We start from the raw sequence: 18,664 nt of genomic DNA on the forward strand, positions 1-18,664 counted from the left end.
ATATGTTCGGACAACAAAAAAGCCGGTCGAAACCGGCTTTTTCAAGTTCCACGAAATTAAATTTTCGTTAGTTGGCGGTTGCTTCGCCTTCGGTCTCGTCGGCCGAAGCTTCCTCGCCCGTGGCCGGGTCGTCGCTGACGCCTGCGGGAAGCGAAGCATCTTCGTCTTCCACGGTCAGGTCCGTGCGCTCATCCGGCGAAAGCGGCTCTTCGAAAGAAGCCTCGTCCTCGGGCTCCGGATCGGGCAGGGCAACCGGGGTCGCTGCGTTCTCACGCAGATAGGCGATCAGGTTGGCGCGGTCCTCGATCTTCTTCAGACCGGCGAAAGCCATCGCCGTGCCGGAGACGAAACCCTTCGGGTTGGTCAGGAAGTGGTCGAGATTCTCGTAGGTCCAGGTCACGGTGCCGCCCTGAGAGAATTCTTCCATTGCCGCCGAATAGCCAAAGCCTTCGTGGCCGGCGATCGGGCGGTCGACGATTTCCCAGAGGTTCGGACCGACCTTGTTGGCGCCACCGTCATCAACGGTGTGACAGGCCTGGCAGCGCTTGAAGATGTTCTCGCCCTTGGCGACATCGGCAGAGGCGAGCAGCGGCGCGATGGATTCCGGTGCTGCCGGTTCTGCAGGCGCGCCCGATCCGTCGTCCTCAGCAACCTCGATCGCGTAGCCCGGTGTGGCAGGCGGCGGCGAAGCGAAGATCGCATCCGAGAGAAGGCTGACCGAGAAGACCACGAAAACGGCGGCAAGCAGCGCGCCGAGGATTTTGTTGAGTTCGAAAGAGTTCATACGCCCTGAGGCTCCCTATTCCGGACGCTCGCGGCGGCGTGAAGATCCAAACTTCCGCGCCGGTGTCCCCCGCGTTCGACCGATGCCGGTAAAATCGCGCGGAAACTAGGGCTTTTGCTCCGCGCATGCAACACATATAAGGCACTTCCCTGTGAGACTTTTTGCCACTTTATCATTTCAAAAGAGTTCGCGCCCCAATGTCCAGCCTCATCATAATCCCCGCGCGCATGGCGTCTACCCGTCTTCCGGGCAAGCCTCTGGCCGATATTGCGGGGCGTCCGATGATCGTGCACGTGGCCGAACGGGCGCGTGAAAGCGGCATTGGCCGGGTGGCGGTCGCCACCGACACGCAGGAAGTGGCCGATGCGGTGGAGAAGGCCGGTTTCGAGGCGGTGATGACCCGTTCCGACCATGAATCCGGCTCTGACCGCATTTTTGAGGCGCTGGGCAAGCTCGATCCGCAGGGCGTGTGCGAACGCGTCATCAACCTGCAGGGCGATCTGCCGACCATCGCGCCGGAAGATATCCGCGCTGTTGCCGGTCCGCTGGACGATCCCGCGATCGACATCGCGACGCTTGGCGTCGAGATCACCGATGAGGCGGAAAAGACCAATCCGAATGTTGTGAAGATCGTTGGCGCGCCGCTCCCGGCAGACGCCAGCCGGCTTCGCGCACTCTATTTTACGCGCGCCACCGCGCCATGGGGCGAAGGGCCGCTCTACCATCATGTGGGCATCTATGCGTATCGTCGCGCCGCACTCGAGCGCTTCGTTTCGCTTCCGCCTTCGGTGCTGGAGCGGCGCGAACGCCTTGAGCAGTTGCGCGCACTCGAGGCCGGCATGCGCATCGATGCGCAGATCGTGGCCTCGGTGCCGCTGGGCGTGGACACGCCCGAAGACCTGGAAAAAGCCAGGACCAGACTTTTAGCAGAAACGGACATGTGAAGATGGCAGCCAAGACCAACAAGATCGCCTTCCAGGGCGAACCCGGTGCAAATTCAGACACGGCCTGCCGCAACATGTTTCCGGACATGGAGCCGCTGCCCTGTCCCACATTCGAGGACTGCTTCAACGCGGTCGAAACGGGTGCTGCCGATCTGGCGATGATCCCGATCGAGAACACGATTGCCGGCCGCGTTGCCGACATTCACCATCTCCTGCCGCGCTCCAAGCTGCACATTGTCGGCGAATATTTCCTGCCGATCCATTTTCAGCTCATGGTTCTTCCGGGCGTGAAAACGGAGGAGATCAAGACGGTCTACAGCCACATCCACGCTCTGGGGCAGTGTCGCGAGATCATTCGCCAGAAGCGCTGGAAGGGCATGGTTGCCGGCGATACGGCGGGCGCCGCGCGCCTTGTGGCCGAGATGGGCGAGCGTTCCAACGCTGCGCTCGCGCCGCTTCTGGCGGCCGATCTCTACGGTCTCGACATCGCCATGGAGAATGTCGAGGACACGGACAACAACGTCACCCGTTTCGTCGTGCTCTCCAAGGAGCAGAAATGGGCCGCGCGTTCCTCGCCTGACCAGACCATGGTCACCACGTTCGTGTTCCGTGTGCGCAACGTGCCGGCAGCGCTCTACAAGGCGATGGGTGGTTTCGCCACCAATGGCGTCAACATGACCAAGCTGGAGAGCTATCAGCTCGGCGGCAAGTTCTTCTCGACGCTGTTCTACGCAGACGTTCAGGGCCATCCGGACGACCGCAATGTGGCGCTGGCGCTGGAAGAGCTTGGCTTCTTCTCACGCGAAGTGCGCATTCTGGGCGTCTATGAAGGGCACCCGTTCCGCGCCATGCAGAGCGAAGACGAGGACTAGCAATTCCAGGAAAAGCGCAAGCGCTCTAGCTCTCCGTCGCGAGCGCCCAGTCGCGGATGAGCGTGTTGGCGATCGCGCCTTTCGGGGGCACACGGTAGCCCCCGGGATGCGCGCCTTCGAGCATCTGGCGCACTTCGGCGCGCGAAAACCAGCGGCATTCCTCCAGCTCGTTCTCGTCCATGGCGATCTCCTCGCTCATGGCTTCGCCGTAGCAGCCGATCATCAGCGAATAGGGAAACGGCCAGGGCTGGCTGGCGTGATAGGCGACCGTGCCGACTTCGATGTTTGATTCCTCGCGTGTTTCGCGGCGCACGGCGGCTTCGATGGTCTCGCCCGGCTCCACGAAGCCGGCAAGGCACGACACGACCCCCGGAGCGAAGTGGGGGCTGCGGCCCATGAGGCAGCGCTCGCCGCGGACCGCCAGCATGATCACCACCGGGTCGGTGCGCGGAAAGTGGTCGCGTCCGCAGGCCGGGCAGTGCCGCTTGTAGCCGCCGTCGCGCATTTCGCTCTCGCTGCCGCAGCGCCCGCAAAAACGGTGATTGGCATGCCACGCCAAAAGCGATGCGCCCTGCGCCATCGCGCCGAGCGCATCGGCGTCCAGCAGTCCCTGCATGTAGATCGAGCGATAGTCGATGGCCTTGAGGTGGTCGGGCAATGTCTCGGGGTCCGCCGTCGCTGGCACGGCCAGAACCGGAACGCTTTCCTGATGCCCCAGAAGCACCGCGCGCTCCAGATCGGGTGTGCAGGTCGCACGATCCGCCGGCGATAGATAAGGGTCGAACGCGTCTTCCCCAGCGACCCGCAGGAAAAGCCGTCCCTCGCCAAAAAGCATCACGCGCGCCCGTTCGTCCCTGAGCGCCTTCAGCGCATCATCGTCGGTGCGCGCCTCGGACTGCCGGTCGATGGAGTTTCCGGAAAAGGCGACGCGCTGGCTGGCTTCGTCGCGCCGTTCGTTGAAAAATGGGAATGTCATGGAAAAGAGACGTCCGTTTTCAGGAGAAGGTCAGAGCTTGCCGCGAATCGTTTCGGCGAGCTGGTGCAGGTCTTCGCGGCGATAGGGCTCACGCACACCATGGCCCCAGATGGGGCCGGGCCAGCCGGGGTCGCCTTCATTGCGGGCAACCACATGGATGTGCAGTTGCCGGACGACATTGCCGAGGGCGGCGGTGTTGATCTTGGTGCAGCCCGTCATGTCCTTGAGCGCCTGGGCGACGAGATTGGTCTCGAAGCTCACCATGGCCTGGTCGAGCGGGGTCAGCTCGTGAATCTCTTCCGCGCCGGGGCGCTGCGGAATCAGCATGAGCCAGGGCCAGCGACGGTCGTCGCAAAGGCGCAGCTCGCAAAGGCCGAGCCATGTAACGTGAAGGCTTTCAGCCTCCAGCCGTGGATTGAGCTCGAAACCCTGCTTGGCGTCCGGCAGCATCGCTTTTCCTCATGATGACAATCAAGGCTAGATTATTTTGTGGCCGGGCGAAATCACCTCATACCGCATAATTGCGCATATCAGGTGCCATTCTGCGGTTCGCCGTTTCGGTGAAGCCGCAAGCCGGCCCGGATGCGGGCGCGGCGGTTGCAGGCAATCGGCCGGTCATCGACAGGAAAGCGAAACTCCTCCCTTGCATTTGGCTTCACAATTTCCGATATGGGGGCCGGGAGGTTGGTGGTGGACGAGCCACTCGCCAACCGGGTCAGGTCCGGAAGGAAGCAGCCCTAACGAGCCAGGCACGGGTCGCCGTGCCAGCCTCCCACCTTCTTCTTGCTTTTCTAAGCCGCATTCACCGGAATCCAGCCTTGCCGTCCAGATTGTCCATTGACGCACAACCTCGTCCAAGGGGACACTGGAAGCGTCAGGGCAAAACACGGAGCGCGACAGGGCAATGACCGACGCCGGCACGAACGCAAGCGACAAGGCCGGCAGCGCCTACAGGGTTCTGGCCCGCAAGTACCGTCCAAGCGATTTCACGGGACTGATCGGCCAGGAGCCGATGGTCCGCACGCTCACCAATGCATTTGGCGCTGGGCGCATCGCGCAGGCGTGGATGCTCACCGGCGTGCGCGGTGTGGGCAAGACCACGACGGCGCGCATTCTGGCGCGTGCGCTCAACTACAAGACAGACACCATCGATGCGCCAACGGTCGATCTGACCGTTGAGGGCGAGCATTGCCGCGCCATTCTCGAAGGCCGCCACGTCGATGTGGTGGAGATGGACGCGGCCTCGCACACCGGCATCGACGATATTCGCGACATCATCGATCAGGTGCGCTACGCGCCGGTCTCCGCGCGCTACAAGGTCTTCATCATCGATGAGGTCCACATGCTCTCCAATCAGGCCTTTAACGGCCTGTTGAAGACGCTTGAAGAGCCGCCGCCGCATGTGAAGTTCATCTTCGCGACGACGGAAATCCGCAAGGTTCCGATCACCATCCTGTCGCGCTGCCAGCGCTTTGATCTGCGCCGCATCGATGCAGCCATGATCAAGGCCGACCTCGCCCGCATCGGCGGGCTGGAGGGCGTGGAGGCGGAAGACGAGGCGCTGGCGATGATCGCGCGCGCGTCCGAAGGCTCGATGCGTGACGCCCAGTCGATCTTCGATCAGGCAATTGCCCATTCCTCCGGCCAGGTCACGGCGGAAACCGTGCGTGACATGCTGGGCCTGGCGGATCGCAGCCGCATCATCGGCCTGTTCGAAAACCTGATGAAGGGCGATGTCGCCGCCGCGCTGGCCGAGTTCCGCGCGCAATACGATGTCGGCGCAGACCCGGCGACCGTGCTGAACGATCTCGCCGAATTCAATCATCTGGTCACGCGGCTGCGCTTCGTGCCCGAGGCGGCTGAAGACGCCTCGTTGTCGGAAGACGAGCGCGCCCGCGGCCTCGAATTTTCCAAAACGCTTTCCGTGCGTGTTCTCTCGCGCGCCTGGCAGATGCTGCTCAAGGGCATTCAGGAAGTGCAGTCTTCCGGCCGGCCAGTGGCCGCCGGCGAGATGGTGCTGATCCGCATCGCCCACGCAGCCAATCTGCCGACGCTCGATGAAGCGATGAAGCGGCTCGACGACATGCCTGCCGGCAATGGTCAGGGCCAGCCCTCCGGCCATGGCGCGCCTGCGCCTTCGGGCAATGGTGCTGGTGGGGGCGCTGGCGGCGGCGGCGCGATGGGTTCGGCGGTCGCCACGCAGCATGTTTCCGTGTCTGGCGGTGGCGGCGGCCAGACCATGCGTCTCGTCCAGTCCGCGCCCGAAAGCGCGCCTGCGCCCATGCAGCAGCAGGCCGTGCATGAAGAGGCCGAGGCGGACGCCGTGCCGCTGCGCTCGCTTGAAGACATCGCAAAGCTTGCCGACGCCAATCGCGACATGGCGTTCAAGGTTCGCTTCAAGAGCTATGTGCGCCTCGTCTCGATCGAGCCCGGCCGGCTTGAGGTCAATCTCGCCGCCGATGCGCCCAAAACGCTGATGGGCGACCTGACCAACCGGCTCAAGGAGTGGACCGGGCGGCGCTGGATCGTCATGCTTTCCAGCGAGGCCGGCGGCCCCACGCTTTCCGAGGTGGAAGAGGGGCGGCGCGAGAGCGCCATGGCCGACGCGAAGGCGGACCCCGCCGTCGCAGCCATTCTGGACAAGTTTCCCGGCTCTAAGATCATCGATATCCGCATCCCCGACGCGACCGACCCGGATGCGATCGACGATGCATCCGGTCCCGTCGAGGCGGTCGATCTGGATGATGATGACGACGACGATTTCTGAATGAATTGGAGACCAAAATGCGCGATCTGATGGGCCTTATGGGCAAGGCCAAGGAGATGCAGGCCAAGTTTCAGGCCATGCAGGAAGAAATGGCCCAGATGGAAGTCCAGGGCCAGGCTGCCGGCGGCTCCGTCACGGTAACGCTTAGCGGCAAGTCCGAGATGAAGGCGCTCAAGATCGACCCGTCGCTCTTCAAGGAAGACGATGTGGAGATCCTCGAGGACCTGATTCTGGCGGCGCACAACGATGCGAAGACCAAGCTCGAAGCCACCATGCAGGAAAAGACCCAGGAAATGACGGCTGGCCTGCCCATTCCTCCGGGCATGAAGCTGCCTTTCTAGGCATCGCCCCGAAAATCGGAATTGATTTTCGGAAAGCACGATGCGTGGATTCAATAGGTTGGAGCGTCCTTTGTGCGTCCGAATGGACGCACGGCGTTCCAGGACAGGAGAACGGGCGTTGATCCGCAATCGGATCAGCCCCTCAATGGTATCCTTGCATGTCAAAATCCATCGCCGGGCCTGAAATCGAGCGTCTTATCCAGCTTCTGGCGCGTGTGCCGGGGCTCGGGCCGCGCTCGGCCCGGCGTGCGGCGCTGCATCTGATCAAGAAAAAGGATCAGCTCTTCGCGCCGCTCACTGCCGCCATGTCGGATGCGCTGGACAAGGTCCGGATCTGTTCCACCTGCGGCAATGTCGATACGCACGATCCCTGCACCATCTGCACCGATCCGCGCCGCGATGGCAGCACCATCATCGTTGTCGAGGATGTGTCGGATCTCTGGGCGCTTGAGCGCGCCGGCGCGATGAGCGCACGCTATCACGTGCTTGGCGGCACGCTGTCGCCGCTTGATGGCGTCGGGCCGGGCGATCTCAATATTGCGGGGCTCGTCAGCCGGGTTTCCGAAGGCGGGGTGTCCGAGCTCATTCTTGCCGTCAATGCGACGGTCGAGGGGCAGACCACCGCCCATTACATCACCGATCAGGTGGCCGGGATGGAAATCAAGGTCACGCGCCTTGCGCACGGCGTGCCGGTGGGTGGCGAACTCGACTATCTGGACGAGGGAACGCTGTCGGCGGCGCTCAAATCGCGTACCAGTTTCTAGGAGAAGCGGAAGCGCTCTGGCCGGATGACAGCCTCCTTCTCCCCGCGAGCGGGGAGAAGGTCCCGGCAGGGGGATGAGGGGCTGACGCCGTGCGTGAAAATCTAGCCGCATTGTGGGTTCGCAGAACTTTGCGCTCGCCCCTCATCCTCACCTTCTCTCTGCGAGCGGGGAGAAGGGGGCCTCGAAGTCGGCGCCCGGAATTGCACAAGACCAGTGAATGAGAGCGTTTTCACGATTCAACGAGAAGTGGACGCGATCTAGCCAGCGCGGCGGTTGTGCCGCTACCATGCTATCAGACGATCAAACGCCCATTGCGGCGACGGGAGAGACGCCTTGATGTTCCAGCGCATGATCCGCCTTCTTGTCATTCTGAGCGTTTCGCTTGCGGCGGGCGCGGCTGCGGCGCAGTCCGTCGAGACGCAGTTCCGCAACTGGCTCGCCAGCGATCTGTGGCCGGAGGCGCAGCGCCGGGGCATTTCGGCCAACACTTTCAACGCTGCCTTCGCCAATGTGTCACCCAATCTGAAACTGCCGGACCTCGTCTTGCCGGGCGAGAGCAAGCCGCGCAGCGACAGGCAGCATCAGGCGGAGTTCCGTGCGCCATCGGCTTATTTCAAGCATATCGGGGGCGTCGTCTCCGGCGGGCGCGCGCGGGCTGGAAAGCTCAATGGCGTGCTGTCGGCCATCGAAAAGCGCTATGGCGTTCCGCGCGGCGTCGTGCTCGCCGTCTGGGGGCGGGAATCCGGTTTTGGCGGGGCAAAAATTCCCTATGACGCGTTCGAGGTTCTCGGCACCAAGGCCTTTCTCGCCACCCGCAAGGCGATGTTCCGTGAAGAGGTTCTGGCAGCGCTCGAAATGGTGGAGCGTCGCGGCGTCTCGCCCCGCGCCATGCGCTCATCCTGGGCCGGCGCCATGGGCCAGCCGCAGTTCATGCCGACCTCCTACCTGAAATATGCCGTCGATGGCGATGGCAATGGCAGCGCCGACATCTGGAATTCGCAGGCCGACACGCTTGCCTCCATCGCCAATTACCTGGCGCAGCATGGCTGGGTGCGCGGGCGCGACTGGGGCTTTGAAGTGACCGTTCCGCAGGGCGTTTCCTGCGCGCTCGAGGGCCCGGATCGCGGCAAGAGCATTGCAGACTGGCAGGCGCTCGGCATCCGCCGGGTTGGTGGCAAGGCGTTTCCCGAGCATGAGCTGCGCGGCGAGGGCTATCTGATGATGCCTGCCGGCCGCTTTGGTCCGGCCTTCATCGTCACGCCCAATTTCTACCGCCTCAAGGACTACAACGAGAGCGACCTCTACGCGCTTTTCGTGGGCCATGCGGGCGACCGCATCATGTATGGCAACAATGAATTCGCCACCTCGTGGGGCCGTGTCGGCGGCTTCAATCGCAGCGATGTGGCGGGCATGCAGCGCGGGCTTGAAAGGCTTGGCTACGATGTCGGCGGGGCCGATGGTCTGGTCGGCTTCAAGACGCGCCGCTCCATCGGCGAGTGGCAGCAGAAAAACGGGGTCTCTCCGACCTGCTTCCCGGAAAGCCAGACCGTGCGCCGCCTGCAATAGCAGTAGAACCGTCTTCGGCTGCGGGCCGGAAGCATAGCACCTCTCGATACACTGGTGACTTCTTCAAAATCGTCTAATCTGCGCATGGGGATTGCGCCGGGAGCCGGCGTCAATATTTGAAAGAGAGAGGGTCTCGCGGTGTCTGTTGCAAAAATTCTGTCCCGTGTCGGCGCGCTTGCGGGCGCAGCCGTCATTCTGGCGAGCTGTACGGTGGTTGTTGAAGAGGGGCCGAACCGTCCGCGTCCACCGCGTCCGGATCGCCCGCAGGTCTGCACGATGGAATTCCAGCCGGTCTGTGCGCGGCGGGGTGATCGTCAGCGCACCTTTGCCAATGCCTGCACGGCGCGCGCCGCCGGCTATCGCATCGTTCGGCCGGGCGAATGCCGGGCACAGTCCAACCGGCCCGAGCGTCCGCAGATCTGCACCCGCGAATACCGCCCGGTATGCGCACGCAAGAACGGCCAGCGTCGCACTTTCGGCAATGCCTGCTCGGCACAGGCCGCCGGCTACCGGATCGTTCGCCCCGGCCAGTGCTGATCTGACGGGAAGTTCAGCTGCGCCGCCTTTCCAGAGGGGCTGCCGGCACTCAAAACAGCACTGAAAATGCAGGCGCGGGTGAGGCGGGCAGCTTCACCCGCGTTTTCTTTTGTGCGGGCCTTGGACCACACTCGGTGCTTCCGGCATTTCCGCTCAGGTTTCATGCGCAAATGGCAGGCTGGCATAACGAAGCATCGCATGACTGGCCTGCCCCGCCTGGGTTAGGCTCCGGGCCAACCAAACTGAGATAAGCGGGGGTATTCCACCAATGGCGCTAACCGAAACGGGCAGCATGCATTTCAAAAACTACATTGCCGGCGAATGGATTGACGGCGACAGCCAGGTCGAGAACATCAATCCGTCGGACACGCGCGATGTGGTGGGCCTGGCGGCGCGCTCCGGCGCTGCGGATCTCGACCGCGCCATCGACGCCGCACATGATGCCGCGCCGGCCTGGGGGCGTTCCACGCCGCAGCAGCGCTTCGACATTCTGGACGCTGTCGGCAATGAGATCATCGCCCGCAAGGACGAGCTCGGCCACCTGCTTTCGCGTGAGGAAGGCAAGATCCTGCCGGAAGGCATTGGCGAGGTTGTGCGCGCCGGTCAGGTGTTCAAGTTCTTTGCCGGCGAAGCCCTTCGACTGCCGGGTGAACGCCTCGATTCCATCCGTCCGGGCGTTGAGGTGGACATGCGCCGCGAGCCGATGGGCGTGATCGGTCTCATCACCCCGTGGAACTTCCCCATCGCCATTCCCGCCTGGAAGATCGCGCCCGCGCTTGCCTATGGCAACACGATCGTGCTCAAGCCGGCCGAGCTGGTTCCGGGTTCGGCATGGGCGCTTGCGGAGATCCTGTCCCGCGCCGGTCTGCCGGAAGGCGTGTTCAACATGGTTGCCGGTCGCGGTTCCGAGCTTGGTCCGCGCATGATCGAGAACCCGAAGGTTCGCGCCATCTCCTTCACCGGCTCCGTGCCCACCGGCCGTGGCATCGCCGCTGCCTGCGGACAGCATCTCAAGAAGGTGCAGCTCGAAATGGGCGGCAAGAACCCGCTGGTGGTTCTCGACGATGCCGATCTGGATGTGGCGGTCGCGGCCGCGCTCAACGGTGCATTCTTCTCCACCGGCCAGCGCTGCACCGCTTCCAGCCGTCTTGTCGTGGCCGATGGCATTCACGACCGGTTCGTCTCCGCGCTCACCGACAAGCTCAAGGCGCTTGTGGTTGGTGATGCGCTCGACCCAAGGACCCAGATGGGGCCGGTGGTCGATGAGAAGCAGCTTGAGCAGGATCTTTCCTATGTGGAGATCGCCGGCCAGGAAGGCGGCAGGCTTGCCTTTGGCGGCGAGCGCCTGACGCTCGACAAGCCCGGCTTCTACATGGCGCCGGCGCTCTTCACCGAAACCCGCAACGATATGCGCATCAACCGCGAAGAGGTCTTCGGCCCGGTCGCCAGCGTCGTCCGTGTGAAGGATTACGAGGAAGCGCTGCACGTCGCCAATGACACCAGCTTCGGCCTTTCCTCGGGCATCTGCACGACCTCGCTGAAATATGCGAGCGACTTCAAGCAGAAGTCCCAGGCCGGCATGGTCATGGTCAATCTGCCGACCGCCGGTGTCGACTATAATGCGCCGTTCGGCGGCACCAAGGGCTCGAGCTTCGGCTCGCGTGAGCAGGGGCGTTATGCTGTCGAGTTCTACACCACGGTGAAGACCGCCTACACACAGCCCTGATCGTCAGGGCGCTGACAGAATACCGATGTCGCCATCTTTGGTGGCGGCATCATCGGCGTGGCGCTCACATTGCCTTTTCCATCATCCTGTCATGACCCAAAGACGCCGGATTCCCGGTGTTTCGGGCGATATTTACAATTTTAGGAAAAGTTTACCCTGTTGCCTGAATGTGGCTGAAGCGCCTCATTTCTCGGAACAAATCCACAACTCGGGATTTTATCTCACGAGTGCGATTTGCAACATCGAGCAAGGACAATGACGCAACAGGACAAACGACAGGAGCGCCGGAGCGACGCATATCGCGCTGACACTGCGCGCAGTGTCAGACAGCGTCTTGGGCAGCCCGAAAACACGCGGTTTCTGAACAAATTGCCGCATTTTTCGCTGGATTCGGAAATTCCGGACGAATTTCAGGATCTTTTGGGAAAGCTGGACGAAGCCGAAAGCCGCGCAGGCTGAGCGGCCGCCCCGGGCATCGGGACGAAACGTGTAATCCGATTATTCCGATGCGCCATCAATGGCTTGGACCGATTGCAATGCATCCGGGTGGGCGCAGGGCAATCCCATAATCCAAAAAACAAAACAGGGACGGGGCCAAAGCCGCACCGTCCCTGTCTCGTAAATTCACAAAAACCAGGCTTGCCTGGCATCAGCCCTTAGGCTGCGCGGCGCTTCTTCGGCAGAAGGCCTTCGCGCTGAGCCTGCTTGCGGGCCAGCTTGCGAGCGCGGCGGACAGCTTCGGCACGCTGGCGTGCGCGCTTCTCCGACGGCTTTTCATAAGAACGACGGGCTTTCATTTCCCGGAAAACACCCTCGCGCTGGAGCTTTTTCTTGAGCACTTTGAGGGCCTGATCGACATTGTTGTCGCGAACGATAACCTGCAATGGACTTCCTTCTTCAGTTGGCGTTTCAGTGATTGAGCCTGGCCAGGGCGCTCGAAAGCGCGAAGGGCAACTCACGTTCAATCTTATTCCACATCGGTGCGGGAGCCTGGCATCAGCCGGCGCAGAGATGCAAAAGCGCCCGTCAAAGGGGCGACTCAAGATGGGGCGCACCATAACAGAAGTTCTGCCGAATGCACCCCTGAGGTCTTAATATAGGGATAATCCCCTGAAAAGCGAGCCAAAATCCCGCAAAACAGCGCGATAACCGTGATTTGCAGCCCTGATTCCGGGTGATTCAGGCCGAAACCCGCCGCCATGCATAGGAGCCGGGCGCTGCGGCCGCTTTCGCCGCCGGCTGGTAGTAAAGCGGAATGCCCGCTTCCCGGCCGGACTGGAGCTGCTCCAGCGTGCGCGGATTGGCGATTTCCAGGCTGGAGAAGCCGACCCGAAGCATATGCGCGACCTGATCGATCAACACATCGCCCGTGGCGCGGATTTCACCGCGATAGCCATGGCGCGTGCGCAGGAGTTCGGCCTTGGAATAGCTTCGTCCGTCATTGAAGGCGGGAAAGGCGAGCGCCACCAGCGGCAGACGCGCAAGATGCGGCAGGAGCGCATCCAGCGCATCGCCTGGCTGAAGCTCCACGCCGATGCGGTCGGCCGCCTTTGTGCGTGTCTCGTCGTCAAGATCGAGAAAGGCTGCAAGCGGCAGGATCACATGCGCGCTGGCATCAAGAGCCGAACCGTCTTCGGCCTTCTGCCAGCGGTCGTCCTGAAAGCCGTCTGCGGTCCAGAGGCGAATATCGGCCGTGTTCATGAAAAACTCCTATCCCGATGCCGTCGTGAGTGTGTCTTCGAGGCCGGGCAGATGGATGCCGCATTCGGTCTTGGCCTGACCGGCCCAGCGGCCCGAACGCGGGTCTTCGCCGGGCTTCACGGGGCTCGTGCAGGGAAAACAGCCGATCGACAGATAGCCGAACGCCACCAGCGGGTTCTGGCGCAGTCCGTGCCGGCGCATATAGGCGGCCTGATCTTCGGTCGACCAGCGCGCCAGCGGGTTGACGCGGATGCGCGGACCAACGGCCTCGAACACCGGCATTTCGGCGCGGGTCGACGCCTGACCGCGCTTGCGGCCGGTGAACCAGGCGCGATAGGGCTCGATGGCGCGGGCCATGGGCTCCACCTTGCGGATTGCGCAGCAGCGGTCAGTGTCACTCTGGTGGAGGACGCCATCTGGATCGTCAGCGGCAAGAGCATCCTCAAGCGGCCTGATGATCTCGACATTGGTCAGGCCCAGATCGTCCGCGAGCTGATCGCGATATTCAAGCGTTTCGCCAAAATGCTGGCCGGTGTCGAGGAAGGTGATCGGCAGGCCGGGAGCAGCTTCTGCGATCAGGTGAAGCAGCGCTGCGGAATCGGCACCGAAGGAGGATGTGGCGGCAATGCCGCCCGCATCCGCGAAGAGATCGATTGCCACGGCAATGATCTCCTCGGCGGGCAGGTGTCCGTAGCGCAGGTTCAGCGCAGCCGCGAGGTCGCCCGTGTCGCCACTGGCGGCAAAGTTGCGGTCAAGCTGCCTTGGCTTCGTGGCCATAAAGGGCCTCCTTGAACGGCGCCGGTCCGAGCCGGCGATAGGCTTCGAGGAAGGTTTCATCGCGGTTTTCGCGCTTTGCGAGATAGGTCTCGACAATGGTTTCCACCGCGTCGGTGATTTCCTCCGGCGCAAAGCCGCGCCCGATGATCTCGCCGATGGTCGAACCCTCGCGCGCGGAGCCGCCAAGCGTCACCTGATAGAGCTCCGTGCCCTTTTTCTCGACGCCCAGAATGCCGATATGGCCGACATGGTGATGGCCGCAGGCATTGATGCAGCCGGAAATCTTGATTTGCAGATCGCCGATCTCGTCCTGCCGGGCCTGGGTTGCGAAACGCTGCGAAATTTCCTGCGCCACCGGAATGGAGCGGGCATTGGCGAGCGCGCAGTAATCGAGGCCGGGGCAGGCGATGATGTCGGTGATGAGACCGGCATTGGAGGTCGCAAGACCGATCTCGACAAGTTTCGCATGAACCGCAGGAAGATCGGCGCGCGCCACATGGGGCAGGATCAGGTTCTGCTCATGGCTCACGCGGATTTCGTCATTGCCGTACCGCTCCGCCAGATCCGCAATGGCGTCCATCTGTACATCGGTGGCGTCGCCCGGCACCTCGCCAATGCCCTTGAGCGACACGGTCACGGAGGCATAGTCGGGGTTGCGGTGCGTGTGCGCATTGCGGCGCAGCCAGTCGGCAAAGCCGGGGTCGGCCTTGACCACCTTGCTCACTGCTGCGTCGCCTTCCGGGCGGGGTTTGAGCTTCGGGGGCGCGAAATAGGTTTCGATGGCGCGAATGTCGGCATCGGGGAGCTTCAGCTCGCTTTCCTTCAGCGCGGCGAATTCCTTTTCCACCTGCGCTGTCAGTTCCCCGGTGCCGGTCTCGTGGACCAGAATCTTGATGCGCGCCTTGTACTTGTTGTCGCGGCGTCCGTTCAGATTGTAAACGCGCAGGATCGCCGTCACATAGGAGAGCAGGTCCTGCTCGGGCAGGAAGTCGCGGATCTTCTTGGCGACCATGGGCGTGCGGCCAAGGCCACCGCCGACGAACACGGCAAAGCCCAGCGCGCCTTCCTCGTTCTTTTTCAGGTGCAGGCCGATGTCGTGCACCTCGATGGCGGCGCGGTCGCGCTCTGCGCCCGTAACGGCAATCTTGAACTTGCGCGGCAGATAGGAGAACTCCGGATGGAGCGACGACCATTGCCGCAGGATCTCCGCATAGGGGCGCGGGTCCGCCACCTCGTCTGCGGCGGCGCCTGCAAAATGGTCTGCCGTCACATTGCGAATGCAGTTGCCGGAGGTCTGGATGGCGTGCATTTCCACTTCCGCCAGCTCTTCGAGCACACGCGGAATGTCGGTCAGCTTCGGCCAGTGGAACTGCAGGTTCTGGCGCGTGGTGAAATGGCCATAGCCCTTGTCATAGGTGCGCGCGATATGGGCCAGCCTGCGCATCTGGCGCGCGGTCAGCGAGCCATAGGGAATGGCGATGCGCAGCATGTAGGCATGAAGCTGAAGATAGACTCCGTTCATCAGCCTTAACGGCTTGAACTGGTCTTCCGTGAGCTCGCCGGAAAGGCGGCGCTCCACCTGGTCGCGAAACTCTGCAACGCGGGCCTGCACGAAGGCATGATCGAATTCGTCGTAACGGTACATGGGACGTGGCCTGACGTTAGGCGGCGTGCTGCGCGGCGTTGCGCGCCTGCTTGCCGATCTCGGGGTGAATGGAAGGCCCGCCGGCGCGGATGCGTTCGCGCAGGCGCTTGGGGAGGATGCGGCCTTCGGCGATGTCCACGTCGACCAGTGTGACGTCGATCACGATGTTGGCGGCGAGCGCGGCGCTGCCGGCAGCGGCGATGCGCGCTTCGTCTTCGGCGTCGCGCGCCACATGGGCGGCGTCGATCGTATCGACCCAGCGGTCGCCTGCGCCCAGCCATACGGTTTCGCCATCGGTCAGGCGATTGGCGGCTACTATCTTCATCACGCGCGCTCCAGCTGGTGCTTATAGGTTGCGAGCGCTTCGGAGCGCTCGAAATTTGCGCCAGCCACGGCATCGCCGATCAGCGTCATCACGGGGCCGGTCAGTTCGCTGCGGTCGGCAAGCGAAGGCAGGTCGCTCAGCGTTCCATGCAGCAGACGTTTGTCGTCGCGGCTGGCGTTCTCGATCACGGCCACGGCGGTGTCCGGCGAGAGGCCGGCCTCGACGAGACGCCCAGCCACATCGGCAGCCACGGAGCGCCCCATATAGACGGCGATGGTCGCACCGGAGACGGCAAGGCTCGCCCAGTCCGGCAGGGTGCGGCCCTTCAGGTCGTGGCCGGTGGTGAACACGATGGAGGAGGCGATGCCGCGAAGCGTCAGCGGCAGCTCGAAATCGGCGGCGGCCGCAAAGGCGGCGGTGACGCCGGGCACGACCTCGTAGGACACGCCTGCTTCACGCAGTGCCGCCATTTCCTCGCCCGCACGACCGAAGATCAGCGGGTCGCCGGACTTCAACCGCACCACGCGCTTGCCCTCGCGGCCAAGCGTGACCAGAAGATCGTTGATCTGTTCCTGGCTCTTGGAGTGGCAGCCCTTGCGCTTGCCGACGGAAATGCGTTCCGCATCGCGGCGGCCCATGGCAACCACGGCCTCGGGCACCAGCGCGTCGTAGACAATGACATCGGCTTCCATGAGCAGCCGCTGGGCGCGCAGCGTCAGCAGATCTTCCGCGCCGGGGCCTGCGCCCACAAGTGCGATGTGGCCGGGTATGTCGCTGCCGGCGGCCAGCAGGCTGGAGGCGCTGCGGCGGGCTGCCGCCGTGTCGCCCCGGGCCATGGCATGCGCCGTGTCGCCGGTGAAGAACGCTTTCCAGAAGCGGCGGCGGGCGAGCCCGCGCGGCACCAGCCGGTCGACGGCGTCGCGGTATTGCGTGGCGAGATGGGCGAGCGCGCCCAGCGACGGGGAGAGCATCTGATCGACGCGCGCCCGCACCATCTGCGCCAACACGGGGCCGGCTCCCTCTGTGCCGATGGCGACGGCGAGCGGCGCACGGTTCACCAGAGCCGGTGTGTAGAAATCGCAAAGTTCGGGCCGGTCCACCGCATTGGCGGGGATGGAGCGCGCCCGTGCATCGGCAATGATGGCGCGGTCCTGCGCCTCATCATCGGTGGCGGCGAACACCAGTGCTGCATTGTCGAGATAACGCGGCGCGTAGGGCGCGCGGATGAGATGCGCTCCGTTGGCCTTTGCCCAGGAGACGAGGGCGTCTTCGGGCGCATCGGCAACAAGCGTGAGTGCTGCGCGCGACTGGCCAAGAAGGCGGGCCTTGGCAAGCGCCTCTTCTCCATTGCCGACGATGACGACGGCGCGGTTCTCCACCCGCATGAACACGGGAAAAGCCGCAAGCTTTTGAGTGTCTGTCGCCATGATCGCGAGCCTTGTTGAAAGATGCCCGAAATAATGGCGGTTTGCATGGGTTCCTGAGAAGAAATACACTCACCGTGGCACAGGGGTGCGACAAGATTGCTTTTCCGCAGCGTCGCTTTTCCGCAGGAAATCCTTCCCCGGCTTCGCTGCGATACCCATATCAGTTTTGTGGGAACGGGAAGCGCCAGCCCGCGTTTCCCGGAGACCGACTTGAGCAATGGAGATCGAAATGGCTGAGTTCCGGCTTGTACACGATACATGGGTTGTGGTCGCTGATGGTGAGAAGGCGCTGTTCCTTCGCAATGAAGGCGACGCCACCTATCCCAACCTTCAGGTCGTGCGTTTGATGCAGGAAGAGAACCCGCCAAGCTGGGAGCAGGGCACCGACAGGCCGGGACGTCTCAATGACGGCAATGGCGGGCACCGCAGCGCCGTGGACGAGACCGACTGGCACCGCATCGAGAAAGAGCGCTTTGCCGGCGATGTCGCCGAGCGTCTCTACAAGCTTGCGCACAAGGGCAAGTACAGCAAGCTCGTGCTGGTCGCCCCGCCATTGGTGCTGGGCGAGCTGCGCAAGGAAATGCACAAGGAAGTGGAAGACAAGGTGATCGGCGAGATCGCCAAGACGCTGACCAATCACACGGTGAGCGACATCGAGAAAGTGCTGCTTCAATAGCAGCTTGTGCGCCGTTGCAGCGTTTCCCGGAAACGCTGCAACGTTTGTTACACCTCACGCCGCGTGGGATGTTTTAGACGTGCTGGCCGCCATTGATGTGGATTTCCGAGCCGGACACGTAGGACGACTGATCCGAGCACAGGAAGAAGATCGTGTCGGCGACTTCCGAGGTCTGGCCGAGGCGGCGCAGCGGAATGCCTTCAACGATCTTGTCGGTGCCGGGAGAAAGGATCGAGGTTTCGATCTCGCCCGGCGCAATGGCGTTGACGCGGACGCCATGGGGGCCGAAATCGGCTGCCATTTCGCGGGTCAGCGCCACGAGAGCGGCCTTGGACGTGGCGTAGGCGGTTCCGGCAAAGGGGTGGACGCGGCTGCCGACGATGGACGTGACATTCACGATCGAGCCCTTCGCATTGCCAAGCTCGCGGAAGAGGCCGCGCGCCAGCATGATGGGGGCGAAGAAATTCACCTGAAACACATCGCGCCACACATGCATGGGCGTGTCGATGGAGTTCATGCGCTTGCCGCCCTCAAGCTTGGGCGAGATGGCCGCATTGTTCACCAGCGCGTCGAGCCGGCCGCCATTGGCCTCCAGACGATGCCGGATCTCGGCGACCGCGATGCCCACGTCTTCCTGGTCGGAAAGGTCTACCTTGATGTGATCTTCCGGGCCGGCCGGCCATGGACAGTCATCGGCGAACGCCTGCCGCGAGCAGGTGATGACGCGCCAGCCCTCGCGGGAAAAACGCTTCACCGTCGCGTGGCCAATGCCCCGGCTTGCTCCGGTTAAAACCAGTGTCTTCCGCTCGTCCGCCATGCCCTTCTCCCTGTTCCGT

The 18,664-nt window shown here is 63.1% G+C and carries 19 protein-coding genes and 1 other RNA gene; 10 read left to right on the forward strand and 10 right to left on the reverse strand.

Annotated features, from left to right (window positions below):
- Positions 1-67: 67 nt before the first annotated feature.
- Positions 68-784, reverse strand: coding sequence for a c-type cytochrome (locus NDI72_RS09065; RefSeq protein WP_206544389.1), 717 nt, complete (start codon positions 782-784; stop codon positions 68-70).
- A 197-nt stretch (positions 785-981) separates the two neighbouring features.
- Between NDI72_RS09065 and NDI72_RS09070 the strand changes: the two genes are divergently transcribed.
- Positions 982-1,728, forward strand: a complete 747-nt coding sequence (locus NDI72_RS09070) for a 3-deoxy-manno-octulosonate cytidylyltransferase (RefSeq protein ID WP_283800275.1) — start codon at positions 982-984, stop codon at positions 1,726-1,728.
- Between the two features lie 2 nt (positions 1,729-1,730).
- Positions 1,731-2,600, forward strand: a complete 870-nt coding sequence (locus NDI72_RS09075) for a prephenate dehydratase (protein ID WP_206548763.1) — start codon at positions 1,731-1,733, stop codon at positions 2,598-2,600.
- 25 nt (positions 2,601-2,625) lie between these two features.
- Here the strand turns inward: NDI72_RS09075 and nudC are convergent, their stop codons facing one another.
- Both nudC and NDI72_RS09085 read right to left on the reverse strand, forming a co-directional pair.
- On the reverse strand, positions 2,626-3,576 hold the full coding sequence (nudC, locus tag NDI72_RS09080) for an NAD(+) diphosphatase (protein ID WP_283800276.1): 951 nt from the start codon (positions 3,574-3,576) through the stop codon (positions 2,626-2,628).
- A 30-nt stretch (positions 3,577-3,606) separates the two neighbouring features.
- Positions 3,607-4,026, reverse strand: a complete 420-nt coding sequence (locus NDI72_RS09085; protein ID WP_113153862.1) for an HIT family protein — start codon at positions 4,024-4,026, stop codon at positions 3,607-3,609.
- Positions 4,027-4,255: 229 nt separating this feature from the next.
- Between NDI72_RS09085 and ffs the strand changes: the two genes are divergently transcribed.
- The 7 genes from ffs to NDI72_RS09120 all read left to right on the forward strand — a co-directional run bounded on the left by ffs (position 4,256) and on the right by NDI72_RS09120 (position 11,277).
- An RNA gene (gene ffs, locus NDI72_RS09090) (signal recognition particle sRNA small type) lies at positions 4,256-4,352 on the forward strand.
- A 128-nt stretch (positions 4,353-4,480) separates the two neighbouring features.
- On the forward strand, positions 4,481-6,343 hold the full coding sequence (locus NDI72_RS09095; RefSeq protein ID WP_206994451.1) for a DNA polymerase III subunit gamma/tau: 1,863 nt from the start codon (positions 4,481-4,483) through the stop codon (positions 6,341-6,343).
- Positions 6,344-6,360: 17 nt separating this feature from the next.
- Positions 6,361-6,684, forward strand: a complete 324-nt coding sequence (locus NDI72_RS09100) for a YbaB/EbfC family nucleoid-associated protein (RefSeq protein ID WP_113153864.1) — start codon at positions 6,361-6,363, stop codon at positions 6,682-6,684.
- 158 nt (positions 6,685-6,842) lie between these two features.
- Entirely contained in the window at positions 6,843-7,448 is a 606-nt protein-coding gene (recR, locus tag NDI72_RS09105; RefSeq protein ID WP_113153865.1) for a recombination mediator RecR, read from the forward strand.
- Between the two features lie 336 nt (positions 7,449-7,784).
- Complete coding sequence (locus NDI72_RS09110) at positions 7,785-9,014, forward strand: lytic murein transglycosylase (RefSeq protein ID WP_206544392.1); 1,230 nt, start codon at positions 7,785-7,787, stop codon at positions 9,012-9,014.
- 138 nt (positions 9,015-9,152) lie between these two features.
- Positions 9,153-9,551 (forward strand): Kazal-type serine protease inhibitor domain-containing protein, encoded by a 399-nt coding sequence (locus NDI72_RS09115; RefSeq protein WP_206544393.1) that lies wholly within the window; start codon positions 9,153-9,155, stop codon positions 9,549-9,551.
- 268 nt (positions 9,552-9,819) lie between these two features.
- Positions 9,820-11,277, forward strand: a complete 1,458-nt coding sequence (locus NDI72_RS09120; protein ID WP_206544394.1) for an aldehyde dehydrogenase family protein — start codon at positions 9,820-9,822, stop codon at positions 11,275-11,277.
- Positions 11,278-11,933: 656 nt separating this feature from the next.
- Here NDI72_RS09120 and rpsU read toward each other — a convergent pair.
- From rpsU to cysG, 6 genes are all read right to left on the reverse strand, one after another.
- A complete protein-coding gene (rpsU, locus tag NDI72_RS09125; RefSeq protein WP_113153869.1) occupies positions 11,934-12,161 on the reverse strand; it encodes a 30S ribosomal protein S21 in 228 nt (75 codons plus the stop codon).
- 295 nt (positions 12,162-12,456) lie between these two features.
- The gene (locus NDI72_RS09130) at positions 12,457-12,978 is read right to left on the reverse strand and encodes a DUF934 domain-containing protein (protein WP_283800280.1); all 522 of its coding nucleotides are present in this window, start codon (positions 12,976-12,978) and stop codon (positions 12,457-12,459) included.
- Between the two features lie 9 nt (positions 12,979-12,987).
- A complete protein-coding gene (locus NDI72_RS09135; RefSeq protein WP_283800281.1) occupies positions 12,988-13,755 on the reverse strand; it encodes a phosphoadenylyl-sulfate reductase in 768 nt (255 codons plus the stop codon).
- Positions 13,730-15,400, reverse strand: coding sequence for a nitrite/sulfite reductase (locus NDI72_RS09140; RefSeq protein WP_283800283.1), 1,671 nt, complete (start codon positions 15,398-15,400; stop codon positions 13,730-13,732). The genes NDI72_RS09135 and NDI72_RS09140 overlap by 26 nt, the downstream gene beginning before the upstream one ends.
- Positions 15,401-15,416: 16 nt before the next feature.
- Positions 15,417-15,725 (reverse strand): DUF2849 domain-containing protein, encoded by a 309-nt coding sequence (locus tag NDI72_RS09145; protein ID WP_113153873.1) that lies wholly within the window; start codon positions 15,723-15,725, stop codon positions 15,417-15,419.
- Positions 15,725-17,152, reverse strand: coding sequence for a siroheme synthase CysG (cysG, locus tag NDI72_RS09150; protein ID WP_206994446.1), 1,428 nt, complete (start codon positions 17,150-17,152; stop codon positions 15,725-15,727). Before cysG ends, NDI72_RS09145 begins: the two co-directional genes overlap by 1 nt.
- A gap of 229 nt (positions 17,153-17,381) precedes the next feature.
- On the opposite strand from cysG, the gene NDI72_RS09155 reads away from it, so the two are divergent.
- Complete coding sequence (locus NDI72_RS09155; RefSeq protein ID WP_283800284.1) at positions 17,382-17,828, forward strand: baeRF12 domain-containing protein; 447 nt, start codon at positions 17,382-17,384, stop codon at positions 17,826-17,828.
- Between the two features lie 73 nt (positions 17,829-17,901).
- Here NDI72_RS09155 and NDI72_RS09160 read toward each other — a convergent pair whose 3' ends face one another.
- Positions 17,902-18,645, reverse strand: a complete 744-nt coding sequence (locus NDI72_RS09160; protein ID WP_206544400.1) for an SDR family NAD(P)-dependent oxidoreductase — start codon at positions 18,643-18,645, stop codon at positions 17,902-17,904.
- Between the last annotated feature and the right edge of the window lie 19 nt (positions 18,646-18,664).

The sequence above is a fragment of the Nitratireductor sp. GZWM139 genome (assembly GCF_030068685.1).
GTDB lineage: Bacteria > Pseudomonadota > Alphaproteobacteria > Rhizobiales > Rhizobiaceae > Nitratireductor > Nitratireductor aquimarinus.